The sequence below is a fragment of the Brevundimonas bullata genome (genome assembly GCF_003350205.1).
GTDB lineage: Bacteria > Pseudomonadota > Alphaproteobacteria > Caulobacterales > Caulobacteraceae > Brevundimonas > Brevundimonas bullata.
In genome coordinates, this window is sequence record NZ_QLLC01000010.1 from 16680 (window position 1) to 40987 (window position 24308).

The window sequence follows — 24308 nt, forward strand, 5'->3', positions numbered from 1 at the left end:
GCGGCCCATATGCTGGAGCATGACGATGCGCGGTGAACGATCCGGCCGACGCGGCGACTCGACCGTCAAGGCGATGGCCGCTGGGCAGGCCGAAATGAAGCAGGAGGCGCCGCCGACCCTGCAGGCCTTGGGCGATCTGCTTCGCGTGGTCGGTCGCTCGGGCGCGCCGCAACTGCGGCTGCGCATCACCGGGGCCGTCGCCCTGACCCTGGCGGGCAAGGGTCTGGGGGTGCTGGCGCCCCTGATCCTGGGCGCGGCGGTCAACCATCTGGCGGCGGGGCAGGGCGCGGCGGCGGCGGTCGGCTGGGGCTTTGCCGCCTTCGCCGTGGGCTGGGCCGTGGTGCGCTTCCTGTCGGCGGCGACGCCGCAGCTGTCGGACGTGGTGTTCGCGCCGGTGCGGGCCGCAGCGCAGCGCAAGACGGCGGCCGAGACCTTTGCTCACGCCCTGAGCCTGTCGCTGGACTTCCACCAGACCAAGCGGTCAGGCGCCCTGTCGCGGACGATGGATCGCGGCTCGCGCGCCGTGGACTTCCTGCTGCGCATTCTGGTGTTCAACCTGGGGCCGACGGCGATTGAACTGGTGCTGGCGGCGGCGGTGCTGGGCGCCCGGTACGACTGGCGGTTCGGCGCGGTCGCGGTGGGGGTGGTGCTGGTCTATGGGACCGCCACCTTCTCCATGGCCAACTGGCGGTTGGAGCATCGCCGCGCCATGAACGCCGCCGACAGCGAAGCGGCGGGCCTGAGCGTCGACGCCCTGCTGAACTATGAGACGGTCAAGTCGTTCGGCGCCGAGACGCGCGCGGCCGAAGCCTATGACCAGTCGCTGTCGACCTATGTGGACGCGGCGCTGAAGGCCAATACGTCGCTGGCGGCCCTGAATATGATCCAGGGCCTGATCATGAACATCGGCCTGGGGATCATGGCCGTCATGGCCGGGTTCGAGGCGGCGGCGGGGCGGATGGGGCCGGGCGACGTGACGGCGGCGGTGCTGATCATGATCTCGCTGTATGCGCCGTTGAATATCCTGGGCTTCGCCTATCGGGAGATCCGTCAATCTTTCATCGACATGGAGGAGATGCTGAAGGTGACGCGTCAGGCGCCGCAGGTGGCGGATGCGCCCGACGCCATCGACCTGCCGCGTCCGGCCAGCGGCTGCGGGGCCGAGATTGTGTTCGATCATGTCGGCTTCCGCCACGACGCGCGCGCGGCGGGACTGGACGACGTCAGCTTCGTCACCCCCGCGGGCACGACGACGGCCCTGGTGGGGACGTCGGGGGCGGGCAAGTCCACGATCGTCAAGCTGGCCCTGCGTCTGCTGGACCCGCAGGAGGGCCGGGTGCTGATCGACGGCCATGATGCGCGATCGCTGACGCAGGCGTCGTTGCGGGCGGCGGTGGCCCTGGTGCCGCAGGACGTGGCCCTGTTCAACGACAGCATCCGCGCCAACATCGCCTTCGCTCGCCCCGACGCGGATGAGGCGGCGATCTGGGCCGCGGCGGAGGCGGCGGAACTGGCCGACTTCATTCGCAACCTGCCCGAGGGCATGGAGACGCGAGTCGGCGAGCGCGGGCTGAAGCTGTCAGGCGGCGAGCGTCAGCGCGTGGGCATCGCCCGGGCCCTGTTGGCCGACCCCTGCATCCTGATCCTGGACGAGGCGACCAGCGCCCTGGACAGCCGCACGGAAGCCGCGATCCAGAAGACCCTGAGGAAAGCGCGGGCGGGCCGGACGACCCTGGTGGTGGCCCACCGCCTGTCGACCGTGGCCGACGCCGACCAGATCCTTGTGCTGAAGGCCGGGCGGATTATCGAGCGCGGCGCTCACCATGAACTGGTGGCGCGTCAAAGCGGCGAATACGCCAGCCTTTGGCGCAAGCAGACGCGTGGGGCCAAGAGCCAGGTTCAGTCGGACTGATTCAGTCGGACTGGCCCGCTATGCCGGGAACCTTGGCCTTCAGCACGTCCTTGAGGCTGGCCAGGACCTGGGTGCGGGCCTCGGCGGCATCGGCCGGCAGGGTCAGCAGCAGACGCAGGGCCTGGGCGTGAACGGTGACGATGCGCCAGTCGAAGGGCTTGTCCTCGGGCGCGGCGTCGATCAGGTCGCACAGGTTGGCGGCGGCGGCGCACAGGTCTTTCAGGTCGAACGGGCCGGCGGCGTCGATGACGGCGCTCGAATGGTTGTAAGCCTGATCCAGCACCCGGGCTGTTTCTTCCAGCGAGGCGGCGGGTTGGAGCAGAGCGAGGGCTGCGACCTGTTCCTCGATGACGGCGCGGCTGCGGCCCTCCATCTCGGCCAGATTGGCCTTGGCCTGAGCCAGGGCGACGCCGGCGCTGACGCCGCCGGGCTGGTCGATCAGGGTCGACAGGCGGGAACGGCGGCGGTTGTGCGTGATGACGGTCATAGCTCGATCGACGCTCTGCGTTGGGCTTCGAATTCAGCCTTGCGGATTTCTTCTGAACGACGCTCCAGGCCTTCCCAGGGTTCCGAACGGAAACGCCGGTCAGGGCCGAAATAGTCGCCGACCTCGAGGAAGGGGCGGGCGTCGCGGGCGACCCAGACGATGCGTTCCAGCAGGACGCTCGCGCTGAAGGGCTTGGTGATCAGGAAGTTGGCGCCGCAGTCGCGCGCCTCTGACACCTTGGAGCGGCGCACGTGGGCGGCGGTCATGATGACGGGGGCGAAGGCGTTGGGCTCTAGTCCCGAACGCCGCAGCCAGCGCACGAACTCATAGCCGCTCATGCCCGGCATCTCGCAGTCGACCAGGATCAGATCGACGGGGTGGTCGCGCAGGACAGCGATGGCCTCGGCGGCGCTGCTGCAGGCGTGGCGGACCTTGATGCCGAAGCCGAGCACGGCCTGTGCCGTCAGTTCCAGCGCGAAGGGCGAATCATCGATGACCATGGTCACCGCGCCCGCGAAGTTGAACACCGCGCTTTCGCGCAGGGATTCGCCGACCCCGTTCATGCTGCGCATGACAGGGGCCGGTTCAGCATGGAGGAGGCAGGCGCGAATCGCATGGCGTCAGCTTCGACGGCGCGAGCCCGTCGCGCAATGCGTGGATCAGCCCAGACGACCGATGGCGTAGAAGCGCTCGGCGCGGGCCTTGCGGATTTCATCCGCCGACAGCGACGACAGCGCCTTCAGCTCGTCTTCCAGCACGTCGCCGACCGATTGAATGGCCGTCTCGCGCGCCGTGTGGGCGCCGCCCAGGGGCTCGGGAATGACGCGATCAACGATCTTCATCGCGATCAGGTCAGGGGCGGTGATCTTCATGGCCATGGCGGCGTCCTTGGCGCGCTTGCCGTCGCGCCACAGGATGCCGGCCGCGCCCTCGGGCGAGATGACCGAATAGATGGAGTGTTCCAGCATCAGGACGCGGCTGGCGGCGGCTATGGCGATGGCGCCGCCCGATCCGCCTTCGCCTGTCACCGTAGCGATGGAGGGCACACCCAGGGTCAGGCCGCGCTCGGTCGAGCGGGCGATGGCCTCGGCCTGGCCGCGTTCTTCGGCGCCGATGCCGGGATAGGCGCCGGCGGTGTCCACGAAGGTCAGGACCGGCAGGCCGAACTGCTCGGCCATGTCCATCAGGCGGACGGCCTTGCGATAACCCTCGGGGCGGGCCATGCCGAAGTTGTGGGTGATGCGGGTCTGGGTGTCGTGACCCTTTTCGTGGCCCATGATCACGATCGGCTGGCCGCGGAAGCGGGCCAGGCCGCCGATGATGGCCTGATCGTCGCCGAACTGACGGTCGCCGTGCAGTTCGACGAAGTCGGTGAACAGGCCCTCGACGTAGTCGACGAAGTGCGGGCGTTGGGGGTGGCGCGCGACCTGGGTGCGCATCCAGGCGTCAAGGTTGGCGTAGGTCTTGACCCGCAGAGCGTCGGCCTTCTTGCGCAGGGCGGCGATCTCGCTCTCGAACGAGCCGCTGGTCGGCGCGAGCAGGGACAGCTCCGCGATCTTGGCTTCCAGCTCGGCGATGGGCTTTTCGAATTCGAGGTAGTGCGTGGCCATAAGGCGTCCGTGTGGAGGAAGCGCGGTTGGCGCTACGGAAAGCGGCGGAAACTAGAGCGGTGAACGCCGCGGGGCAAGCGGGGTTCAGTCGTCCTTCGCCAAGGGGTGCTTGGAGTGGACGACCTGGGACAGGCGGTCGGTGGCGACGTGGGTGTAGATCTGGGTGGTCGAGATGTCGGCGTGGCCCAGAAGGGTCTGGACCACGCGCAGGTCGGCGCCGCCTTCCAGCAGGTGGGTGGCGAAGGCGTGGCGCAGGACGTGGGGGCTGACGCGGGCGGGGTCGATATTGGCCGCTATGGCCGCCTGATCGAGAAGTTGGGCGAAGCGGCGGGGCGTCAGATGGCCGGTCTTGCCGTGCGAGGGAAACAGCCAGACGCTGTCGGGGGCCTTGGGCAGACGCGCGGCGTCGCGGGCCGTCAACCAGGCCTTGATGGCTTCGCGGGCGGCCGTGTTGAGGGGGGCCAGCCGTTCCTTGCCGCCCTTGCCGCGCACGATCAGGTAGGCGGGATCGCGGCGGACGGCCTCGACCTTGAGCCCAAGCAGTTCGGAGACGCGCAGGCCCGAGGCGTAGGCCATTTCCACCAAGGCCACGAGACGCAGGCCCGCCGCGCTGTCAGCGGCGCCGGCGGCGGTCAGAAGCGCCTCGATTTCGTCGCGGCTGAGGGTCTTGGGCAGGCTGCGGCCTTGTTTCGGAGCGTCGATGCGGCGGGACGGATCGTCGCTCCTCCAGCCTTCGCCGAGGGCGAAGCGGTAGAACTGGCGCACCGAGGAGCGGCGGCGCGCGGCGGTGGCGGCGGACAGGCCGCGTCGGGACAGGTCGGCGAACCAGGCCTCCAGCGCCGCTTCGTCTGCGCCCATCAGGCCGCCCGCATCGCCCAAGCAGGCTTCGGCGTCGGCCAGGTCGCGGCCATAGGCGGACAGGGTGTGGGGCGAGGCGTCGCGCTCGACCGCCATCATCTCCAGAAAGGCCTCGACCTGAGGCGTCATGCGGCTGGCTCAACAGAGGTGTGGAGCGAACGGCTGGGTCGTGTAGAGGATATGGGAACCATGCCTGCCGACGCCTCGCCCGATTCCTCGCCCTTGTCGCCTAACCTGGCGCTTGACCGCACCATAACCCTGGTGGGGCTGATGGGCGTGGGTAAATCGACCGTGGGGCGCAGACTGGCGCAGCGGCTGGGTCTGCCCTTCTTTGACGGCGACCATGAGATCGAAGCCGCCGCCGGCATGAGCGTCAGCGAAATCTTCGCCAGTCGGGGCGAGGCCGAGTTCCGGGCGGGCGAGGCGCGAATCATGCGCCGTCTGCTGGAAGGGCCGCCCATCGTCCTGGCGACCGGCGGCGGGGCCATGCTGAACCCCGAGACGCGCGCCCTGATGAAGACGCACTCGGTCAGCGTCTGGATGCGCGCCGACCTGAAGGTGATCGCCGAACGGGTGCAGCGGCGCGACACCCGGCCTCTGCTGCGCGGGCGCGATCCTCTGGAGGCCCTGAGCCAGTTGGCCGAGGCCCGCTATCCCATCTATGCCGAGGCCGACCTGACGGTGGACGTCGGCGGCGGTTCGCACGGCCAGGCGGTCGAGGCGATCTATCGAGAACTGCGGCGGCACGCCCGCGAGGAGAGCAAGCGATGACGACGATCCCGGTCGGTGGCGAAGGCTTCGCCGCCTATGAGGTCGTGGTCGGGCGGGGGCTGCTGAAAGAGGCGGGCGCGCGGGTCGCGGCCCTGAAGCCCACGCGGGCCTTTATCGTCAGCGACGAGACGGTGGCGGCCATCCACGGCGAGACGGTGCGCGCGGCGCTGGAAGGCGCGGGGCTGAAGACCGGGATCGTGACTGTTCCGGCGGGCGAGGCGTCCAAATCCTTTGAGCAGCTTGAGGCCGTGCTGGACCGGCTGCTGGCCGAGGGGCTGGACCGCAAGAGCATGGTCGTGGCGCTGGGCGGCGGGGTCGTGGGCGATCTGGCCGGGCTGGCGGCGGCCCTGTTCATGCGCGGCGTCGACTTCGTCCAGGTTCCGACAACCCTGCTGGCCCAGGTGGATTCCTCGGTCGGCGGCAAGACGGCCATCGACACGCCGCGCGGCAAGAACCTGATCGGCGCCTTCCATCAGCCGCGGCTGGTGCTGGCCGACATCGAGGCCCTGGCCACCCTGCCGGTCCGGCAGGTGCGGTCGGGCTGGGCCGAGGTGCTGAAACATGGGCTGATCTGCGACGCGGCCTTCTTCGACTGGCTGGGCGGAGAAGGGAAGGCGGGCGCGGAGGGCGACCCCGACGCCTTGGAGCGGGCGGTGATCCGTTCGGTTGAGATCAAGTCCCAGATCGTCGGCGAGGACGAGAAGGAGGCGGGGCGGCGCGCCCTGCTGAACCTGGGGCATACATTTGGGCACGCGCTGGAGGCTGAACTGGGCTTTGGCGACGCCCTGACCCACGGCGAGGCGGTGGCCCTGGGCTGCGCCATGGCGTTTCGGTTCTCGGCCCGTCAGGGGCTATGTTCGGCGGCGGACGCCCAGAAGGCCGAGGCGGGGATCAGGGCGGCGGGTCTGCCCACGCGCCTGGCGGAGGTGGACCAGGCGTTCAGCGCCGAGGCCCTGATCGGGCGCATGGCCGGGGACAAGAAGGCCGAAGGCGGGCGGTTGACGCTGATCCTGGCGCGGGCCATCGGCGAGGTCTTCACCGACAAGGCCGTGGACGCCGAAGCGGTGCGCGCCTTCCTGATCGAGGAGGGCGCGGCGTGAAGCTGAGCCCTGTCGTGCTGGAGGACCGCTTTGTTCGGCTGGAGCCGATCACGGCGGGGCTGGAGGGCGAGGTGAGGGCGGCGCTGGACTGCGATCCCGAGGCCTGGAACGGCATGGTCAGCGCGGCCTATGGCGAGCATTTCGACGGCTGGTGGGCGGCGGCGCTGAAGGCGATGGCGAGCGGCTCGCGCATCGCCTTCGCCGTGCGGCGTCTGAGCGACGGGACGGTGGTGGGCACGACCAGCCTGTATGAGATCAGGCCCGAGCATCGTCGCTGCGAGTTGGGTTCGACCTTCTATCGGCCGAATGCGCGGGGCGGGCCGGTCAATCCGGCGTGCAAGCGGCTGTTGCTGGGCCATGCTTTCGACGCGGGCGCTGTGCGGGTGGAGATCATCACCGACGCCCTGAACGCCGCCAGCGGCTCCGCCATCCGCAAGCTGGGCGCGCGTTTTGAGGGCGTGCTGCGCAAGCACAAGATCACCTGGACTGGGCGAATGCGCGATACGGCGCAGTTTGCGGTTCTGGACGAGGACTGGCCCGAGGTTCGGCGCGGTCTGGAGGCGCGGCTGGCGGCCTTCGCATAGGGGCGCGCCCCTGATGGCCCGCCCAAGCTGGGAACATCCCTTTATGGATGCAGATCCTGGTCGAAAAGGTCCATTTGAGGTCGCATGTCGGGCGGCACGCGGAACCGGGTCATGTCCAGCGGCGTGCGCGGGCCATCGAGTCCGTAGCGCTTGATCGCCGCCTTGAAGCGGGCGGCGATCAGTTCTGCGACGGGGCCGGTTCCCTTCATGCGCTGGGCCCAGTCGGGGTCGTAGTCCTTGCCCCCGCGCGTCTGGCGGATCAGGGACATGACGCGGGCCGCGCGCTCGGGCCGGGCGTCGGCCAGCCACTCTCGGAACAGGTCCTTGATCTCTAGCGGCAGGCGCAGGGTCACGTACATGGCCGAGGTCGCGCCCGCCTTCTGAGCCGCCTCAAGGATGGATTCCAGCTCGTGGTCGTTCAGGCCGGGGATGACCGGGGCGAAACCGACGCTGACGGGAACGCCGGCGTCGGCCAGACGGCTGATGGCCTCCAGCCGCTTGGCGGGCGTGGAGGCGCGCGGTTCCATCGCGCGGGCCAGGCCGCGATCCAGAGTGGTGATGGAGATCATGGCCGAGGCCAGGCCATCACGCCCCATGGGCCCCAGGATGTCGGCGTCGCGGGTGATCAGGACCGACTTGGTGATGATGCTGAACGGCTGATGGAACCGCTGCATGACCTGCAGGATCGAGCGGGTCGACAGAGTCTCGCGCTCGACCGGCTGATAGGGATCGGTGTTGCCGCCTATGTGGATGCGTTTGCAGACGTATCGGGGCTTGGCGAGTTCCTGTTCCAGCAGACGCGCGGCTTCGGGCTTGAAGAAGATCCGGCTCTCGAAATCCAGGCCCGGGGATAGGCCCATCCAGGCATGGGACGGACGGGCGTAGCAGTAGATGCAGCCATGTTCGCAACCTTTGTACGGGTTGATGGAGCGATCGAAGCCGACGTCGGGACTCGTATTCTTGGCGATGATGGTGCGCGCGTGTTCCGGCGAGAGGGTGGTGCGCAGCGGGGCGGCCGCTTCGTCCTGATCCGTCCAGCCGTCGTCGAATTCCTCGCGCCGGTCGGCTTCATACCGGCCCGAGTCGTTGGAGCGTGCGCCGCGTCCTTTCATCGCCGTTCTCATGCCCAGAGGATGGCACAGGATTGGAACAAATCAAGAACAAATTGGGCAGCGACGATCGCGGCCCAAAACAGAGCGGGCCGTCAGGCTGATGCGGCGGCGAGCGCGACTTCGTGGGGCGTCGGAACCTGAACGGCCGGCGTGACAGGGCGCCCCGTGGCCTCGGCGATCAGCTCGGCGGTCTTGCCTTCGATGGCGGCTTCCAGGCGGGCCAGGAACTCGTCCTTGGGCAGGCCAGTCGGAAGGGGTTCGAGGAATTCCAGGGTGGCGGTCCCCGGTGTCTTGCGCGAGGATTCCTGAGGCCAGAACAGGCCGAGGTTGGTGGCCAGGGGCACGACCGGCATGTCGAAGTCGCGGTACATGTGCCAGACGCCCGAACGGTAACGGAACTTCTCGCCGACCTTGGCCAGATGACCCTCCGGGTAGATGAGGATCTTGCGGCCTTCGCGGTGGGCGTCAGCGGCGCGTTCCTTGAGCGCCGCGCGGGCGGTGTGGCCGCCGCAGCTGTTGACGACAATGGCGCCGAGCTTGGTCAGCACCGTGCCGAGCAGCGGGAATTTTTCGAGGTGGTCGCCGGTGACGAAGGCCAGGTCGTCGAACTGGTCATAGGTGGTGAAGCCGTCGCCCCAGCTCTGATGCTTGGAGGCGACGATGAAGCCGCCCTGCGGCAGGCGCTCCTTGCCGCGCACCTGCAACCGGATGCCGGCGAAAAGGGCCATGGCCTGCACCATGCGACGGACATAGCGACGAATGATCCAGCTGGTCGCGCGTCGGCCGGGCGCGAGGGCGGCGAAGGCCGCCGCCAGGCAATAGACGATGGACAGGGCCCAGTAGGCGGCGTTGAACGCGAAGCTTCTCATTCCGCCGTTATGACATGATGCGGGGGCAGGTCAGCAAGCGCTTAAGCGGCGGCCCCGCTCAGGCTGCGGCTTGAGCCATCAGTTCGGCGTTGGTGACGCAGTTCCGACCGCCGCGCTTGGAGGCGTAGAGGGCCTCGTCGGCGCGCTCCAGCACGCTCAGGGCGGTTTCGCCGGGGCGACGCTCGGCAAACCCGACCGAGATGGTCACGGCGCCCAGGTCGTCGTTGGTGGAGCGGCGACGCAGCGAGCGCGAGCCGATTTCTTCGCGGACGGCGTTCAGCGCCGCCTCGACCGTGCCGGGCGTCTCGCCGGGGAAGATGACAGCGAACTCCTCGCCGCCATAACGTGCCGCGACGCGCGGATTGCGGGCGATCCGGCCCAGGACGCTGGCGACGTAGCGAAGCACCTGATCGCCGGTCTGATGACCCCAGGTGTCGTTGAAGCGCTTGAAGTGGTCGATATCGACGATGGCCAGCGTCAGGCTCTTGTCTTCCGCTTCCGCCTCGTCGCAGAGACGCGCCAACTGCTCGTCAAAGGTCTTGCGGTTGGCCAGATTGGTCAGGGCGTCGGTCATGGCGTCGCGACGGACCTGTTCCAGATGCTCGCGCAGGCGGACAACTTCGCGATTTGAGGATTCCAGGCGCTTTTCCAGGGCCGAGGTGTGACGCTGGACCTTGCGCGTGGCGCTGGAGAGGGTGCTGACGATGGCGGTCAGATCGGTCGGTCCCTCGGCCACCTGCATCCGGGCGGAGGCGGTGCTGAGGGTCTCGCCATAGGCGGTCTGGGTCTTGCGGGCGTTGTCGATGGCTTCCGCCACGGCGGCGAGTTCGCGGTTCAGCACTGCGCCGACGTCGCGGATTTCCTCGGACAGGCGGCCGCGCGGCAGGAATTCCGCCGCCAGCATTTCCGCCGTCGCATCGGTGAAGGGCGCGTCGCCGGCCAGCAGTCGGTGCAACTCGCGCCCCAGCGGTCCTTCCGGATCGCTGACGTAGTGCACCCACAGCTCGAAATTCAGCGGCGTCGGCCAGATCGAGGCCTGCTGCATCGCGTCGATGACGCGATGCGCCAAGGCATAAGCCTCTGGTCCCCGAAGGGAGGTCTCGACCTGCGCCGTCATTCTGATTCTCGCGACCCCAGTAATGTTACGTAGATACTAGAACGGGGAACCGTAATGACCAGTTAAGCTGGCCATCAGCATGGTTGCGGATTAGTCGGAGAAAACGACGGGCCGACGCAGGAAGGCCGGGATGTCGTCGCCAAAACCGCCCGGCGCGGCCTGGAGACGCGGTTCCTTTTGGGGCTCGGGCTTCTTGGCTTCGCGCGTCTGATCCCGATCGCGGTTGCGGTCGCGACGCTGGGGGGCGGCCTTGGCCGGAGCCGTCTCGGTTTCGACGGCGATTTCAGGGGCTGCATCGACAGCGACATCGACGATTTCGGGCGCGGTTTCCGGCTTGGTCGAACGACGGCTGCGCGAACGGCGCGGCGCCTCTTCGCGGGCCTCCTCAGGCTTTTCGGCTCGGGGAAGCGGCGACGTGATCGGCTCCATCGAGGCGACGTTGTCGCTCTTGGGGACGGGACGCGGGCGGTCGCTGCGGCTGCGGCCCTTAGCGTCGTCGGTGCGGGGGCGGTCCTTGATGGCGTTGAAGTCGATGCCTTCCAGCGTCAACTCCTGCGGGTCCATCTTGATCAGCTTCAGCACCTTGTCCAACGCCTTGTCGTCGGAAGGGGTGACGATCATGAAGGCCTGACCCAGCTTGCCGGCGCGGCCGGTGCGGCCGATGCGGTGGACGTAGTCGTCGGCGTGGTGGGAGACGTCGTAGTTGAAGACGTGGCTGACGTCGGGGATGTCCAGGCCGCGCGCGGCGACGTCCGAGGCCACCAGGATCTTCAACGCGCCCGAGCGGAAGTCGGCCAGGGTCTTGGTGCGCAGCGACTGGTCCAGGTCGCCGTGGATCGGCGCGGCGTCGAAGCCGTGCGTCTTCAGCGACTTGGCGACAATATCGACTTCCGACTTGCGGTTGCAGAAGACGATGCCGTTCTTGACGTCCTCGCGGCCGACCAGGGCGCGCAGGGCGGTGCGCTTGGCCTTGGGGTCCGAGGACGGAATGCGGACGACATACTGGGTGATGGTGTCGGCGGTCATGGCCGGACGCGAGGCCTCGACCCGGGTCGGGTCCTTGAGGAACTGCGTGGTCAGGCGCGTGATCTCAGGCGGCATGGTCGCCGAGAAGAACAGGGTCTGACGCTTGGGCGGCGTCAGTTTGAAGATGCGCTCGATGTCGGGAATGAAGCCCATGTCGAGCATCCGGTCGGCTTCGTCGATGACCATCATCTCGACGCCGGTCAGCAGGATCTTGCCGCGTTCGAACAGATCGAGCAGACGGCCCGGCGTGGCGATCAGGACGTCGACGCCCTTGTTCAGCATGGCCACCTGGTCGCCCATCGACACGCCGCCGATCAGCAGGACCCAGGTCAGCTTGGTGCCCTTGGCGTATTTGGCGAAGCTCTCGGCGACCTGGTCGGCCAGTTCGCGGGTCGGGGCCAAGACCAGGGCGCGCGGCATACGCGCGCGGGCGCGGCCCGAGCCGAGGCGGTCGATCATCGGCAGGGTGAAGGCGGCGGTCTTGCCGGTGCCGGTCTGAGCGATGCCCAGAACATCGCGGCCCGCGAGGGCCACGGGGATGGCGGCGGCCTGAATGGGCGTCGCCACGGTATAGCCCGTATCGGCGACCGCTTGCAGGGTCGTGGCCGAGAGGCCCAGCTTAGTGAATTCTGTCATGCAACCTTGAGGACGGAGGAAACGTCGTAACGTCTTCAGCTTACGGAACCGCCCCTGGTGGGCGAGTGGGCGGCGCGCATCGCCAGTCCTATCCCGAGCCTGCGGCGGTATATGGAAACCCCTACGTCTCAGTCAAGTATTTCCGTTCGGGAACCAGGCGCTTGGCAAAGCCTTACAGGTCTGTAATCTCACCTTGGGGTAGGGAAGGGTTGTCGTATGCGGTTGAAAACGCTTGCGTTCGCCTTGGCGGCTTGCTGCGCGACGGCGCTGCCGGCCCAGGCGGAGATGGAATCGGCCTTTGGCAATACTGTGGTGTCGCACTACCCGGATGGCAGCTGGGTCAAACATCTGTTTGATCGCGACGGCAGTTATCGGGCGGTCTTTTCGGACGGGCGCCGACTGACCGCGCGCTGGGCTGTCGAGGGCGAGCGCGTCTGCCTGAACGGGATCAGGCCAAGGATGCTGTTGTCTCGGTTCTGCACGACCCTGGTCGAGGCGTCTGTGGGTCAGACCTGGCCGGCCCGTGATCCGCTGGGACGCCGCGTTCGCAACGAACTGGTGGCGGGGCGCTAGACGTCTCCCGGTCCGCTGAGCGAACCGGGAGGGCCATGGCGATCTACTCGACGTCAGCCGCCTTCTTGGGCGCGGCCTTCTTTGCCGCCGGCTTCTTGGCGGCGGACTTCTTGGCCGTTGCAGGCTTCTTCTCAGCAGCGGTCTTGGCCGGAGCCTTCTTCGCCGCAGGCTTCTTGGCCGCAGCCGCCTTCTTCTTCGGCGTCGCGCCGGCCTTGGCGGCCAATAGGGGCAGGGCGTCTTCCAGCGTCAGGTCTTCGGGCGCCATGCCCTTGGGCAGGGTGGCGTTGACCTTGCCCCATTTGACGTAGGGGCCGAAGCGACCAGCCATGACCTGAACGGGGGCTTCGTCTTCGGGGTGGGTGCCCAGTTCCTTGAGCGGGGCCGTGGCCGAGCCGCGACCGGGTCGACCGGCGCGCTTTTCAGCCAATAGGGCGACCGCGCGGTTGATCCCGACCTCGAACACCTCGTCGATGTCCGAGACATTGGCGTAGGTGCCGGCGTGCAGGACGAACGGGCCGTAACGACCCAGACCCGCCGTGATCATCTTGCCGTCCTCGGGGTGAGGACCGACTTCGCGCGGCAGGGCCAGCAGACGCAGGGCCTGCTCCAGCGTCAGGGACGCCGGGCTCCAGCCCTTGGGCAGGGACGAGCGCTTGGGCTTTTCCTCGCCGGGCGGCGTGGTTTCGACATAGGGACCGAAGCGGCCGATCTTGAGCTGCACCGGCTGGCCGGTCGCCGGATCGACGCCCAGTTCGCGGTCGCCGCCGTCCGCGCCGCCTTCGGCGCCGTCAGGCGAGGCGACCGGGCGGGTGTATTTGCAGTCGGGATAGCGCGAGCAGCCGATGAAGGCGCCGAAGCGGCTGGTCTTCAGGCTGAGCTGGCCCTGATGACACAGGGGGCATTCGCGCGGATCAGACCCATCGCCCTTGTCCGGGAAGATGTGGGCGCCCAGGGCGTCGTTCAGGTGATCCAGGATGGCCGTGGTGCGCAGTTCGCCGGCGGCTTGCGTCGCGGCGTGGAAGTCGGTCCAGAAGCTGCGCAGCAGCGCCTTCCAGTCCAGTTCGCCGGCGGAGACCTCGTCGAGCTGGGTCTCAAGCGCGGCGGTGAAGTCGTACTCGACCCAGCGGCTGAAGAACTGCTCCAGGAAGGCCGTGACCAGCCGTCCCTTGTCCTCGGGATAGAAGCGGTTCTTGTCCATGCGGACGTATTCACGGTCGCGCAGGGTCGTCAGGATCGAGGCGTAAGTCGAGGGACGGCCGATGCCCAGCTCTTCCAGCTTCTTGACCAGGGTGGCTTCCGAGAAGCGCGGCGGCGGCTCGGTGAAGTGCTGGTCGGTGCGGACGGCTTCGACCTTGGCCTTGGCGCCTTCCTTCAGGGCGGGCAGGCGACCGCCGTCGTCCTCCTCGTCTTCGGAGCCCTTCTGCTTCTCGTCGCGGCCTTCTTCGTAGGCGGCGATGAAGCCGTCGAAGGCGACGACCTGGCCCGTGGCGCGCAGGCCGGTCTGGCCGTCGGGCGTCTCGATCTCGACCGTGGTGCGGTCCAGACGGGCGCTCTCCATCTGCGAGGCGATCATCCGTTTCCAGATCAGCTCATAGAGGCGTTGCAGGTCGGAATCGATGCGCAGGCTGTCAGGATGGCGCGTCAGATTGGTCGGACGGATGGCTTCGTGCGCTTCCTGGGCGTTCTTGGCCTTGGTCTTGTAGTAGCGCGGCTCAGCCGGGACATAGGCGGGGCCGAAGCGGTCGGCGATGACCTCGCGCGCCTGGGCGATGCCCTCGGGGCTGACGAACAGGCCGTCGGTCCGCATGTAGGTGATCAACCCGCCGGTGTCGTCGACGCCCTCATACAATTTTTGCGCCGCCTGCATGGTGCGCTGGGCGGTGAAGCCCAGTTTGCGCGAGGCTTCCTGTTGCAGGGTCGAGGTGGTGAAGGGCGGAGCCGGCGAGCGCTTGGCCGGCTTCTTCTCGACCGACTTGATGGTGAAGTCGCCGGCCTTGATGGCGTCGCGCGCGGCGAAGGCCATTTCCTCGGTCGGGATGTCCAGACGCTGGATGCGCTTGCCGGCGTGCTTGACCAGGCGCGTGGTGAAGGGGGGGCTGTCGGCGACGAGGTCGGCTTCGACCGACCAGTATTCCTGGGCCTTGAACTTCTCGATCTCCATCTCGCGATCGACGACGATGCGCAGGGCGACCGATTGCACCCGGCCCGCCGAACGGGCGCCGGGCAGCTTGCGCCACAGGACGGGCGACAGGTTGAAGCCCACCAGATAGTCCAGCGCGCGGCGGGCCAGATAGGCCTCGACCAGCTCCATATCCAGCTGACGCGGATTGGCCATGGCTTCCAGCACGGCGGCCTTGGTGATGGCGTTGAAGGTGACGCGCTGGACCTCGGTGTCCTTCAGCGCCTTCTTCTTGTTCAGGACTTCCAGAACGTGCCAGCTGATCGCCTCTCCCTCACGGTCGGGGTCGGTCGCGAGGATGACGCGGTCGGCGCGCTTGGCCGCCTCCGCAATCTCGGACAGGCGCTTGGACGCCTTGGCGTCGACCTCCCAGACCATGGCGAAATCGTCGTCGGGCAGGACGGAGCCGTCCTTGGACGGCAGGTCGCGGATGTGGCCGTAGGAAGCCAGCACCTCGTAGCCAGAACCCAGGTATTTATTGATGGTCTTGGCCTTGGCGGGGCTCTCGACGATGACGAGATTCATGGCGCTCTATTCGGGAAATCGGGGCGCGAACGTGGTTGGCGCCGAGGGGGAAGTCAATCGGCACATTGAGAGGTGCGCTTTTAGCGTGTTTAGATTCTTGCGACACAACCAAAAATTGTGGCTTACTGCCGGTATTGTCAGGAGGGTTCGAGCGTGCCGGATAGGGAAGCATCACAGGAGCCGGGCGCTGGCGCTTATGCCGCCGACTACCCGGTACGGGAATATGTGGCGGCGATGGCTGTAGAACTGGCGAGCATGGCCCGCTGGGACGGCGATGAGACGCTGGCGTCTGCGCTGGAAGTCGCGGCTGACATGGCCCGCAAGGAAACCTCGGCGTCCTCGACCTAGGACGAGGCCAGGCCGCCGGGCAGGAGGGTCGCACGGTTCGACAGGCTGAGCTCCAGCAGAGCCGCCGCAACGACGCCGATGGGCAGGTCCAGGGCCCTGGCCAGTTCGTCGCGCGGGGTCGGGACGGGCGACAACAGGGCGGCGACCTGTTCGATCAAGGCGTCGTCCAGATCGTCCGGCGCGCCGTCAAAAGGCGAATCGCCGGGCGGCTCGCGCAGGGTTCGCAGGGTGGTGAAGGCGCGCTCGACGTCCTCCAGCCCCTCACACAGAATGGCGCCCTGACGCAGCAGTTCATTGGGGCCCTTGGAGCGGGGGTCCAGCGGCGAACCCGGCACGGCGAAGACGTCGCGGCCCTGTTCATTGGCCAGGCGGGCGGTGATCAGGGAGCCGGAGCGGATTTCAGCCTCGACCACGATCACCCCGCGCGACAGGCCCGAGATAATGCGATTGCGGCGCGGGAAGTCGCGGGCCTGTGCGCGGGCGCCGACGGGGCTTTCCGAGACGATGCAGCCCTGGTCGACGATCTGGCGATAGAGGTCGGCGTTCTCGGACGGATAGATGTCGTCCACGCCGCCGCCGAGAACCGCGACCGTGCCAGTCGGCAGGGCGCCCAGGTGCGCCGCCGCGTCGATGCCGCGCGCCAGACCGGAGACCACGACACGGCCGGCTTCGCCCAGTTGCTGCGACAGGCCGCGCGCGATGCGCTGGCCGCCGGCCGAGGCGATGCGGGCGCCGACTACGCCGATGCAGGGGCGCGACAGCAGACTGATGTCGCCGCGGGTCCACAGCAGGGGCGGAGGCGGATCGACCGCCGCCAGCAGGTCGGGATAGTCGGCGTCGCCCAGCAGGATCAGCCGCGCCCCGACGCGCTCGCCCGCCGCCAGTTCGGCCTCGACTCGCTCGACGGCGGGCAGGGCGTAGCCGTCGCGGCCGCTGCGGCGCACCAGATCAGGCAGGGCCTCGACCGCACGGACGGCAGAGCCAAACCGCTGCAAAAGTTGGGAAAAGGCCACGGGACCGACGCGGTCGGTGCGGGCCAGCCGAAGCCGGGCGAAGCGCTCGGCGTCGGACAGCGGGGTCAAGCCTTCTTGGCCCCGATCTTGGGCTCGGCGCCTTTCAGCAGCCGGGCGATGTTCTCATGGTGGCGGATATAGATCAGCACGGCGGTGAAGACGGCCAGGATCAGGATGGGCGCAGGGGCGGGCAGGCCCAGCATGGCGAGGGGCAGAAGCGCATAGAAGGGCGTCGCCGCCGCCGCGACCAGGGCCGCCAGCGAGGAGTAGCGCAGGGCGAAGGCTGTGATCAGCCAGGTCGCCGCCGCCATCAGGCCCAGAGGCCAGCAGGCGGCCAGGATCAGGCCGAAGAAGGTCGCGACCCCCTTGCCGCCCTTGAAGCCCAGCCAGACGGGGAAGAGGTGGCCCATGAAGGCGGCGCCGCCGGCGATGGCGCCCGCGACTTCACCGAACAGATAGCGGGCGATCAGCAGGGCGACCGCGCCCTTGCCCGCGTCGAGGATCAGCGTGGCGATGGCCAGGTCCTTGCGGCCCGTGCGCAGGACGTTGGTCGCGCCGATATTCCCGGAGCCGATATTGCGCACGTCCCCGGCGCCCGCAGCGCGGGTCAGGATGACCCCGAACGGGATTGAACCGAGCAGATATCCGCCAATCGCGACAAGCCCGAGCGTGAGAAGCGCCGGTGCGGCCAGATCCTGCAAGTGATTCGCTCCCGTTTAGCGTGCGTCGTGGACGATGCGTCCACCAACGACCGTGAGCAAGACCTTCCCTTGCAGGCGGCGGCCATCGAAGGGAGAATTCTTCGATTTGGAACGCAGTGTGGCCGCATCGACCACAACCGGAGCGCCCGCGTCGAACAGGACCAGGTCCGCCGGAGCGCCAGCCGCCAGAACGCCGGCGTCCAGACCCAGCAGACCGGCAGGGCCCTGGGTCAGCGGGCGCAGCACGTCCAGCAGGTCCAGCCCGTGTTCGTGGTGCAGCATCAGGGCGGCGGGCAGCAGGGTCTCCAGACCCACGGCGCCGGGCGCGGCCTCGGCGAAGGGGCGGCGCTTGTTCTCGGCAGGTTCGGGCGCATGGGCCGAGGTGATGGCGTCGATCAGGCCGTCGCGGACGGCCTCGACCAGGGCCTGACGGTCGCTCTCGGGGCGCAGCGGCGGGTCCAGCCGGTAGAAGGTCCGGTAGTCGCCGATGTCGATCTCGTTGAAGCAGAGGTGATTGATCGAGACCGAGGCCGAGACCTCAAGGCCCCTAGCGCGGGCGCGGGCCAGGGTTTCCAGCGCGCCTTCGGTCGAGATCTGATCGACAAGGAAGCGGGCGCCGGTCTGTTCGACCAGGGCCAGGTCGCGTTCCAGCTGGATGCGCTCGGCGATGGCGGGGGCGCCGGACAGACCGAGGCGGGTGGCCAGTTCGCCCGAGGTGGCGACGGCGCCCTCTGACAACCAGGGCTCAGCCGGGCGGCAGGCGATCAGGGCGTTGAAGGCGGCGGCGTAGCTCATCACCCTTTGTTGGGTGCGGGTGTTGACGATGACCCGGTCGCCATCGGTGAAATAAAGGGCGCCGGCTTCGTGCATCAAGCCGATCTCGGCCATGCGCTGACCGTCGCGGCCTTGCGTCGCCGCGCCCGCCGCGCGGACGTTGACCAGATCGAGGGCTGCGCCGCGTCGCTGGATGTGGTCGATCAGGGCGGGGTCGTCGATGGCCGGGTCGGTGTCGGGCTGGACCACGATAGTGGTGACGCCGCCCGCCGCCGCCGACAGGCTGGCCGACTTCAGGGTTTCCTTGGGCTCATTGCCCGGCTCGCCGGTCTTGACCCGGATGTCGATCAGGCCGGGGGCGAGGCAGCGGCCCTGGGCGTCGATGACGGTGACGCCGTCGGGGCGCTGGGTGGCTTGGCCGTGGACGACCTCGACGATGCGACCGTTCTGGATCAGGACCGCGCCGGGACCGTCGTAGTCGCTGGCGGGGTCTAGCAGGCGCGCGTTGATGATGGCCAGAGTTTGGGAGGCGACGGTCATGCGGCGGCTCCCGCGCGGCGGTGGGCGAGGGCGGCCAGGACGGCCATGCGGGCGGCGACGCCCATCTCGACCTGATCCTGAATCAGGGAGACGGTCAGGTCGTCGGCCACGTCGGAATCGATCTCGACCCCCCGGTTCATCGGGCCGGGGTGCATGACCCTGGCGCCCGGCGCGGCCCAGGCCAGTTTCTCGCGGTCCAGACCCCAGAAGCGGAAATACTCGCGGGTCGAAGGGATCAGGGCGCCGGTCATGCGTTCCAGCTGAAGGCGCAGCATCATGACCACGTCGCAGCCGGCCAGACCTTCCTTCATGTCGTGGAAGACCTCGCAGCCCCAGCGGTCAGCGTCGCCGGGCACCAAGGTCGGCGGGCCGATCAGGCGCACCCGCGCACCCATCATGGACAGCAGGGCGACGTTGGAGCGGGCCACGCGGCTGTGGGCGATGTCGCCGCAGATGGCGATGGTCAGGCCGCCAACGTCGCCGAAGGCGCGGCGCAGGCTCAGCAGGTCGAGCAGGGCTTGCGTTGGGTGTTCATGCCGGCCGTCGCCGGCGTTGACGACGGCGCAGCCGACCTTTTGCGACAGCAGGTCCACGGCGCCCGACGACGAATGGCGAACCACCAGAATCTCGGGCTTCATGGCGTTCAGCGTCACCGCCGTGTCGATCAGGGTCTCGCCCTTGGCGACCGAGGAGGCCGAGACCGGCATGGTGACGACGTCGGCGCCGAGACGCTTGGCGGCGATCTCGAACGAGGAACTGGTGCGGGTCGAGTTCTCGAAGAAGAGGTTCACGACCGTCTGGCCGCGCATCAGGTCAATGCCCTTGGCCGACTGTCGGTTGAAGTCGACGAAGGCGTCGGCGAGATCCAGCAGCGCCAAGGCGGCTGGCGGGTTCAGATCGCCGGCGGCGAGGAAGTGATCGCGGGGGAACGGCGTCAGTCGCTCCTCGATGGTTTCGGTGACGGAAGCGGCATGGGTCATCGAGACGCCGCTATAGAGCCGACTCTGCCTCAGGGGAAGATGAGGCAGGGAAGATCAGGCGGGGATTAGCGGCGCAGGCGATCCAGCGCGCCCTGCAAAATCCAGGCGGCGGCGGTGCGGTCCACGACATTGGCGCGGCGCTTGCGGTTCAGGTCCAGCTCTTCGATCAGGAAGCGTTCGACGGCGCTGGTGGACAGGCGCTCGTCCTGGAAGGCGACGTTGACGGGACGCAGGCGTTCCAGATTGCGGGCGAAGGCGCGGCAGGACTGGGCGCGCGGGCCTTCGGAACCGTCCATGTTCAGCGGCAGACCGATGACCAGGGCCGAGACGTTGCGGCCGTTCATCAGCTTGATCAGCTGCTCGGCGTCCTGGCTGAATTTCACCTTGCGGATCAGCTGCAGCGGGCTGGCGATCATGCGGCTGGTGTCGGACACGGCCACGCCAATGGTGTTCTCGCCCAGATCCAGCCCCATCCAGGGGGTGTCGGGCGGGCAGGCGGCGGGCAGGTCTGTCAGGTCGAATACGGGCACGGCCTCCCCATATTGCAATGCGGAACGCTTGTCGAAGCCGCATCGGGCGGTTAACCCACGACAGGAGTCAGTCTGGGCGACTCCCGCGCGCCCCGGCTGGATGAATTTCGGAGATTTCCATGGCTATCGACGCCGCGACGGTGCGCAAGGTCGCCCACCTCGCCCGCATCAAGACCCCCGAGGACCGCCTGGAGCCGCTGGCCCAGGAGCTGAACGGCATCCTGAACTGGATCGAGCAGCTGAACGAGGTCGACGTGCAGGGTGTCGAGCCGATGACCTCCAACGTCGCCCAGCCCCTGCGTCTGCGCGAAGACGTCGTCACCGACGGCGCCAAGGTGGATGCGGTCCTGTCGAACGCCCCGAAGTCGGCGGACGGCTTCTTCGTCGTGCCCAAGGTCGTGGATTAAGTCATGAGCGATCTGACCAAGCTTACCCTCAAAGACGCCGTCGACGGCCTGAAGGCCAAGACCTTCACGTCGGAAGAACTGACCCGCGCCTTCCTGACCAATATCGAAGCCTCGAACCCGGCGCTGAACGCCTATGTCGAGGTGACGGCGGACAAGGCGCTGGAACAGGCGCGCGCCTCCGACGCCAGGCTGGCCAAGGGCGAAGGCGGGGCGCTGGAAGGCGCGCCGCTGGGGATCAAGGACCTGTTCTGCACCGAGGGCGTGCAGACGACCGCCGGCTCCAACATGCTGCGCGGCTTCGTGCCGCCCTATGAATCCACCGTCACCGCCAATCTGTGGCGCGACGGCGCGGTCATGCTGGGCAAGCTCAACATGGACGAGTTCGCCATGGGATCGGCCAACGAGACCTCGGCCTTTGGTCCGGTGAAGAACCCGTGGAAGGCCAAGAGTTCGGACGCCGAGCTGACGCCAGGCGGCTCGTCGGGCGGTTCAGCTTCGGCGGTGGCCTCTGACCTGTGTCTGGCCGCGACGGCCTCGGACACCGGCGGCTCGATCCGCCAGCCCGCCGCCTTCACCGGCACGGTCGGCATCAAGCCCACCTACGGACGCGCCAGCCGTTTCGGCATGGTGGCCTTCGCCTCCTCGCTGGATCAGGCCGGGCCGATCACCAAGACGGTGACGGACGCCGCCATCCTGCTGAAGTCCATGTGTTCGTTCGACGCCAAGGATTCGACCAGCCTCGACATCCCGACGCCGGACTGGACCCAGTCGGTCGGTCAGTCGGTCAAGGGCCTGCGCATCGGCGTCCCGGCGGAATACCTGATCGACGGCATGTCCGAAGAGATCAAGGCGCTGTGGCAGCAGGGCGTCGCGTGGCTGAAGGCCGCCGGCTGCGAGATCGTCGAGATCAGCCTGCCGCACACCAAATACGCCCTGCCGGCCTATTACATCGTGGCCCCGGCGGAGGCCTCGTCGAACCTGGCCCGCTATGACGGGATGCGCTTCGGCCACCGCGCCGAGGAGTTCTCGTCGCTGGACGATCTCTATGCCGCCTCGCGCGCCGAGGGCTTCGGCAAGGAGGTTCAGCGCCGCCTGACCATCGGCACCTATGTGCTGTCGGCGGGCTTCTATGACGCCTACTACGTCAAGGCGCTGAAGGTGCGTCGCCGCATCGCCGAGGACTTCGACAAAGTCTGGGGCAGTGTGGACGCCATCCTGACCCCGTCGACCCCGACGGCGGCGTTCAAGCTGGGCGACAAGCAGATCGACCCGCTGACCATGTATCTGAACGACGTCTTCACGGTGACGACCAACCTGGCCGGTCTGCCGGGCATCTCGGTGCCTGCGGGTCTGAGCAGCGATGGTCTGCCGCTGGGGCTTCAGGTCATCGGCAAGGCCCTTGATGAGGCGACCGTCTTCCAGGTCGCGGCCGCACTGGAAGACTCCGCCGGTTTCGTCGCCAAACCGGCCAAGTGGTGGTGAGCATGTCTGACAACAAAACACTGATCAAAGGTCGCACCGGCGACTGGGAAATCGTCATGGGGCTGGAAATCCACGCCCAGGTGGCGTCGAAGGCCAAGCTGTTCTCGGGCGCCGCTGTCGGTTTCGGCGCGGGTCCAAACGAGCAGGTGTCGCTGGTCGACGCCGGCTTCCCCGGCATGCTGCCTACCCTGAACAAGCACTGCGTCGAGCAGGCGGTGAAGTCGGGTCTGGGCCTGAAGGCGCAGATCAATCTGAAGAGCCAGTTCGACCGCAAGAACTACTTCTATCCCGACCTGCCGACCGGCTATCAGATCAGCCAGCTGTATCACCCCATCGTGGGCGAGGGCGTGGTTGAGGTGGAGGCCGAGGACGGCAGCTTCTTCAACGTCGGCATCGAGCGCCTGCACCTGGAGCAGGACGCGGGCAAGCTGATCCACGACCTGTCGCCGACCGAGAGCTACGTCGACCTGAACAGGGCCGGCACGGCGCTGATGGAGATCGTCTCGCGTCCCGACATCCGCACGCCGGAAGAGGCGGTCGCCTACGTCAAGAAGATCCGCACCATCCTGATCTATCTCGGCACCTGCGACGGCGACATGGACAAGGGCAACCTGCGCGCCGACGTCAACGTCTCGGTCTGTCGCGCCGGCAACTACGCCAAGTTCAAGGAAACCGGCGATTTCGGCTTCCTAGGCACGCGCTGCGAGATCAAGAACGTCAACAGCTTCCGCTTCATTTCTCAGGCGATCAATTACGAGGCGCGTCGCCAGATCGAGATCCTTGAGGACGGCGGCTCGATCATTCAGGAAACCCGTCTGTATGATCCGACGGCGGGCGAAACGCGCTCGATGCGGTCCAAGGAAGAGGCGATGGACTATCGCTACTTCCCCGACCCCGACCTGCTGCCGCTGGAGCTGGAACAGGCCTGGATCGACGAGATCAAGGCCAATCTGCCCGAGCTGCCGGACGAGAAGCGCCGTCGTCTGATGGCCGACTACGGCCTGTCGCAATACGACGCCGTGGTGCTGATCTCGGAGCAGGCCAAGGCCGATTACTTTGAGGCGGCTGCGAAGGGCCGCGACGCCAAGCTGGTCTCCAACTGGGTGACGAACGAGGTCTCCGCGCGTCTGGCCGCCGACGGCAAGGACTTCAGCGAAAACCCGTTGCCAGCCGCGCACGTCGCTCAGCTGGTCGAACTGATCGAGACCAATGTAATATCGTCCAAGATCGCCAAGGAAGTGTTCGACTACGTCTGGAACGGCGAAGGCTCGCCCGCCGAGGTGGTCGAGAAGCACGGCCTGAAGCAGGTGACGGACACCGGCGCCATCGAGAAGGCCGTGGACGACATCATCGCCGCCAACCCGGACAAGGCCGCCGCCGTGGCCGAGAAGCCGCAGGCGCTGGGCTGGTTCGTCGGTCAGGTGATGAAGGCGACGGGCGGCAAGGCCAACCCGGCGGCGGTCAACGACATCCTTAAATCAAAGCTCGGGCTTTGATGCTTGGGGGCTGCGGCCCCCAAACCCCCGGCTGGTCGCTAACGCTCGCGACGCGGTCGCTCGCTGCTTGAGCGACAGGGGGATAGATATGGAAAAGGCCCCGGGGATTGCTCCTCGGGGCCTTTCTGCTTTTGTGGCGCTTACCAGTTCCAGGCGTCGCGGACGACTTCGATGATGTAGCCGTCGCGGTCGTCGATCAGGTAGATGGTGTTGTCGACATAGACCCAGCGCGTCCCTGGCGGCGGGTAGCCCAGGCCGTAGGTCCGCCAATCGTTGACCTGATAGCGCCAGAAGACCTCCGGCAGATACTGGCCGACATGGTACTGACGGTTCCAGTAGGTCCGCGGCACGCTGTAATAGCCGTAGCCCGGCGCGAAATAGAAGCCGAGCCGCACGCCGTTCCAGCCCCGGAAGCGGCTGTCGTTGCGCCACCAGTCGCTGCGGTGGCGACGATCCCAGTCACGCCGCCACTGGTCACGGTTCCAGCGATTATGGAAGTCGCGATAGTCGCGGTCATGGTTCCAGTTCGGACGATCCGGGCGGTTGGGCCGGTCGGGACGGTTCGGTCGGTTCGGTCGATCCGGTCGGTTCAAATCCGGGCGATCAGGCCTGTTGGGACGATTGGGCTGCTGGGCGCCGGGGCGGTCGGGTCGATTCCAGTCAGGCCTGTCCGGCCGG

The 24308-nt window shown here is 67.6% G+C and carries 23 protein-coding genes; 8 read left to right on the forward strand and 15 right to left on the reverse strand.

What is annotated here, in order from left to right; genetic code table 11:
* The first annotated feature begins 25 nt into the window (after positions 1-25).
* Positions 26-1912, forward strand: coding sequence for an ABCB family ABC transporter ATP-binding protein/permease (locus DXK21_RS06445; RefSeq protein WP_114816963.1), 1887 nt, complete (start codon positions 26-28; stop codon positions 1910-1912).
* Position 1913: 1 nt separating this feature from the next.
* Here the strand turns inward: DXK21_RS06445 and DXK21_RS06450 are convergent, their stop codons facing one another.
* The 4 genes from DXK21_RS06450 to DXK21_RS06465 form a co-directional block, all read right to left on the reverse strand.
* Positions 1914-2399 carry a chemotaxis protein CheE gene (locus tag DXK21_RS06450; protein ID WP_114816964.1) on the reverse strand — a complete coding sequence of 162 codons (486 nt, stop codon included), beginning with the start codon at positions 2397-2399 and terminating at the stop codon, positions 1914-1916.
* A complete protein-coding gene (locus DXK21_RS06455; protein ID WP_114816965.1) occupies positions 2396-2971 on the reverse strand; it encodes a response regulator in 576 nt (191 codons plus the stop codon). The genes DXK21_RS06450 and DXK21_RS06455 overlap by 4 nt, the downstream gene beginning before the upstream one ends.
* Positions 2972-3058: 87 nt before the next feature.
* The gene (locus tag DXK21_RS06460; protein ID WP_114816966.1) at positions 3059-4009 is read right to left on the reverse strand and encodes an acetyl-CoA carboxylase carboxyltransferase subunit alpha; all 951 of its coding nucleotides are present in this window, start codon (positions 4007-4009) and stop codon (positions 3059-3061) included.
* A gap of 84 nt (positions 4010-4093) precedes the next feature.
* The gene (locus DXK21_RS06465; RefSeq protein WP_114816967.1) at positions 4094-4996 is read right to left on the reverse strand and encodes a site-specific tyrosine recombinase XerD; all 903 of its coding nucleotides are present in this window, start codon (positions 4994-4996) and stop codon (positions 4094-4096) included.
* A gap of 60 nt (positions 4997-5056) precedes the next feature.
* On the opposite strand from DXK21_RS06465, the gene DXK21_RS06470 reads away from it, so the two are divergent.
* The 3 genes from DXK21_RS06470 to DXK21_RS06480 are packed head-to-tail and all read left to right on the forward strand — an operon-like array spanning position 5057 to position 7322.
* Entirely contained in the window at positions 5057-5638 is a 582-nt protein-coding gene (locus tag DXK21_RS06470; RefSeq protein ID WP_114817043.1) for a shikimate kinase, read from the forward strand.
* Positions 5635-6738 carry a 3-dehydroquinate synthase gene (gene aroB / locus DXK21_RS06475; RefSeq protein ID WP_114816968.1) on the forward strand — a complete coding sequence of 368 codons (1104 nt, stop codon included), beginning with the start codon at positions 5635-5637 and terminating at the stop codon, positions 6736-6738. The genes DXK21_RS06470 and aroB overlap by 4 nt, the downstream gene beginning before the upstream one ends.
* Complete coding sequence (locus tag DXK21_RS06480; RefSeq protein ID WP_114816969.1) at positions 6735-7322, forward strand: GNAT family N-acetyltransferase; 588 nt, start codon at positions 6735-6737, stop codon at positions 7320-7322. Before aroB ends, DXK21_RS06480 begins: the two co-directional genes overlap by 4 nt.
* A gap of 41 nt (positions 7323-7363) precedes the next feature.
* Here DXK21_RS06480 and DXK21_RS06485 read toward each other — a convergent pair whose 3' ends face one another.
* The 4 genes from DXK21_RS06485 to DXK21_RS06500 all read right to left on the reverse strand — a co-directional run bounded on the left by DXK21_RS06485 (position 7364) and on the right by DXK21_RS06500 (position 12082).
* Positions 7364-8446, reverse strand: a complete 1083-nt coding sequence (locus DXK21_RS06485; protein WP_114816970.1) for a PA0069 family radical SAM protein — start codon at positions 8444-8446, stop codon at positions 7364-7366.
* Between the two features lie 80 nt (positions 8447-8526).
* Positions 8527-9303 (reverse strand): lysophospholipid acyltransferase family protein, encoded by a 777-nt coding sequence (locus DXK21_RS06490; protein ID WP_114816971.1) that lies wholly within the window; start codon positions 9301-9303, stop codon positions 8527-8529.
* Positions 9304-9361: 58 nt separating this feature from the next.
* Positions 9362-10420 carry a GGDEF domain-containing protein gene (locus tag DXK21_RS06495; RefSeq protein WP_114816972.1) on the reverse strand — a complete coding sequence of 353 codons (1059 nt, stop codon included), beginning with the start codon at positions 10418-10420 and terminating at the stop codon, positions 9362-9364.
* 90 nt (positions 10421-10510) lie between these two features.
* Positions 10511-12082 carry a DEAD/DEAH box helicase gene (locus DXK21_RS06500; protein WP_114816973.1) on the reverse strand — a complete coding sequence of 524 codons (1572 nt, stop codon included), beginning with the start codon at positions 12080-12082 and terminating at the stop codon, positions 10511-10513.
* A 216-nt stretch (positions 12083-12298) separates the two neighbouring features.
* Between DXK21_RS06500 and DXK21_RS06505 the strand changes: the two genes are divergently transcribed.
* Complete coding sequence (locus tag DXK21_RS06505) at positions 12299-12655, forward strand: hypothetical protein (protein WP_114816974.1); 357 nt, start codon at positions 12299-12301, stop codon at positions 12653-12655.
* Positions 12656-12698: 43 nt separating this feature from the next.
* On the opposite strand, the gene topA is transcribed toward DXK21_RS06505, so the two are convergent.
* The 6 genes from topA to ruvX form a co-directional block, all read right to left on the reverse strand.
* Positions 12699-15359, reverse strand: coding sequence for a type I DNA topoisomerase (gene topA, locus DXK21_RS06510; RefSeq protein ID WP_114816975.1), 2661 nt, complete (start codon positions 15357-15359; stop codon positions 12699-12701).
* 344 nt (positions 15360-15703) lie between these two features.
* Positions 15704-16789 carry a DNA-processing protein DprA gene (dprA, locus tag DXK21_RS06515; protein ID WP_114816976.1) on the reverse strand — a complete coding sequence of 362 codons (1086 nt, stop codon included), beginning with the start codon at positions 16787-16789 and terminating at the stop codon, positions 15704-15706.
* A complete protein-coding gene (plsY, locus tag DXK21_RS06520; protein WP_114816977.1) occupies positions 16786-17421 on the reverse strand; it encodes a glycerol-3-phosphate 1-O-acyltransferase PlsY in 636 nt (211 codons plus the stop codon). The genes dprA and plsY overlap by 4 nt, the downstream gene beginning before the upstream one ends.
* 15 nt (positions 17422-17436) lie before the next feature.
* Positions 17437-18735: a dihydroorotase gene (gene pyrC, locus DXK21_RS06525; RefSeq protein ID WP_114816978.1), complete on the reverse strand. Its 1299-nt coding sequence runs from the start codon at positions 18733-18735 to the stop codon at positions 17437-17439.
* Positions 18732-19715 (reverse strand): aspartate carbamoyltransferase catalytic subunit, encoded by a 984-nt coding sequence (locus DXK21_RS06530; RefSeq protein WP_114816979.1) that lies wholly within the window; start codon positions 19713-19715, stop codon positions 18732-18734. Before DXK21_RS06530 ends, pyrC begins: the two co-directional genes overlap by 4 nt.
* 65 nt (positions 19716-19780) lie before the next feature.
* Positions 19781-20245: a Holliday junction resolvase RuvX gene (gene ruvX, locus DXK21_RS06535; protein WP_114817044.1), complete on the reverse strand. Its 465-nt coding sequence runs from the start codon at positions 20243-20245 to the stop codon at positions 19781-19783.
* 119 nt (positions 20246-20364) lie between these two features.
* Here ruvX and gatC point away from each other — a divergent pair, with 119 nt between their 5' ends.
* Genes gatC through gatB form a run of 3 tightly spaced genes read left to right on the forward strand, consistent with a single transcriptional unit; the run spans position 20365 to position 23630 of the window.
* Positions 20365-20652 carry an Asp-tRNA(Asn)/Glu-tRNA(Gln) amidotransferase subunit GatC gene (gene gatC, locus DXK21_RS06540; RefSeq protein ID WP_105563565.1) on the forward strand — a complete coding sequence of 96 codons (288 nt, stop codon included), beginning with the start codon at positions 20365-20367 and terminating at the stop codon, positions 20650-20652.
* Positions 20653-20655: 3 nt separating this feature from the next.
* Complete coding sequence (gene gatA / locus DXK21_RS06545; RefSeq protein WP_114816980.1) at positions 20656-22134, forward strand: Asp-tRNA(Asn)/Glu-tRNA(Gln) amidotransferase subunit GatA; 1479 nt, start codon at positions 20656-20658, stop codon at positions 22132-22134.
* A 2-nt stretch (positions 22135-22136) separates the two neighbouring features.
* Positions 22137-23630, forward strand: a complete 1494-nt coding sequence (gene gatB, locus DXK21_RS06550) for an Asp-tRNA(Asn)/Glu-tRNA(Gln) amidotransferase subunit GatB (RefSeq protein ID WP_114817045.1) — start codon at positions 22137-22139, stop codon at positions 23628-23630.
* Positions 23631-23770: 140 nt separating this feature from the next.
* Here gatB and DXK21_RS16895 read toward each other — a convergent pair whose 3' ends face one another.
* Complete coding sequence (locus tag DXK21_RS16895; protein WP_245945128.1) at positions 23771-24223, reverse strand: RcnB family protein; 453 nt, start codon at positions 24221-24223, stop codon at positions 23771-23773.
* Between the last annotated feature and the right edge of the window lie 85 nt (positions 24224-24308).

Bases quoted from the DNA above. Each gene is read 5' to 3' on its own strand.
- topA (WP_114816975.1), bottom strand. From the start codon at position 15,359: ATGAATCTCGTCATCGTCGAGAGCCCCGCCAAGGCCAAGACCATCAAT.
- DXK21_RS06490 (WP_114816971.1), bottom strand. From the start codon at position 9,303: ATGAGAAGCTTCGCGTTCAACGCCGCCTACTGGGCCCTGTCCATCGTC.
- gatB (WP_114817045.1), top strand. From the start codon at position 22,137: ATGTCTGACAACAAAACACTGATCAAAGGTCGCACCGGCGACTGGGAA.
- DXK21_RS06465 (WP_114816967.1), bottom strand. From the start codon at position 4,996: ATGACGCCTCAGGTCGAGGCCTTTCTGGAGATGATGGCGGTCGAGCGC.
- gatA (WP_114816980.1), top strand. From the start codon at position 20,656: ATGAGCGATCTGACCAAGCTTACCCTCAAAGACGCCGTCGACGGCCTG.
- aroB (WP_114816968.1), top strand. From the start codon at position 5,635: ATGACGACGATCCCGGTCGGTGGCGAAGGCTTCGCCGCCTATGAGGTC.
- DXK21_RS06485 (WP_114816970.1), bottom strand. From the start codon at position 8,446: ATGAGAACGGCGATGAAAGGACGCGGCGCACGCTCCAACGACTCGGGC.
- DXK21_RS06505 (WP_114816974.1), top strand. From the start codon at position 12,299: ATGCGGTTGAAAACGCTTGCGTTCGCCTTGGCGGCTTGCTGCGCGACG.
- pyrC (WP_114816978.1), bottom strand. From the start codon at position 18,735: ATGACCGTCGCCTCCCAAACTCTGGCCATCATCAACGCGCGCCTGCTA.
- DXK21_RS06530 (WP_114816979.1), bottom strand. From the start codon at position 19,715: ATGACCCATGCCGCTTCCGTCACCGAAACCATCGAGGAGCGACTGACG.
- DXK21_RS06470 (WP_114817043.1), top strand. From the start codon at position 5,057: ATGCCTGCCGACGCCTCGCCCGATTCCTCGCCCTTGTCGCCTAACCTG.
- gatC (WP_105563565.1), top strand. From the start codon at position 20,365: ATGGCTATCGACGCCGCGACGGTGCGCAAGGTCGCCCACCTCGCCCGC.
- DXK21_RS06445 (WP_114816963.1), top strand. From the start codon at position 26: ATGCGCGGTGAACGATCCGGCCGACGCGGCGACTCGACCGTCAAGGCG.
- DXK21_RS06455 (WP_114816965.1), bottom strand. From the start codon at position 2,971: ATGCGCAGCATGAACGGGGTCGGCGAATCCCTGCGCGAAAGCGCGGTG.
- DXK21_RS06500 (WP_114816973.1), bottom strand. From the start codon at position 12,082: ATGACAGAATTCACTAAGCTGGGCCTCTCGGCCACGACCCTGCAAGCG.
- DXK21_RS06460 (WP_114816966.1), bottom strand. From the start codon at position 4,009: ATGGCCACGCACTACCTCGAATTCGAAAAGCCCATCGCCGAGCTGGAA.
- DXK21_RS06450 (WP_114816964.1), bottom strand. From the start codon at position 2,399: ATGACCGTCATCACGCACAACCGCCGCCGTTCCCGCCTGTCGACCCTG.
- DXK21_RS06495 (WP_114816972.1), bottom strand. From the start codon at position 10,420: ATGACGGCGCAGGTCGAGACCTCCCTTCGGGGACCAGAGGCTTATGCC.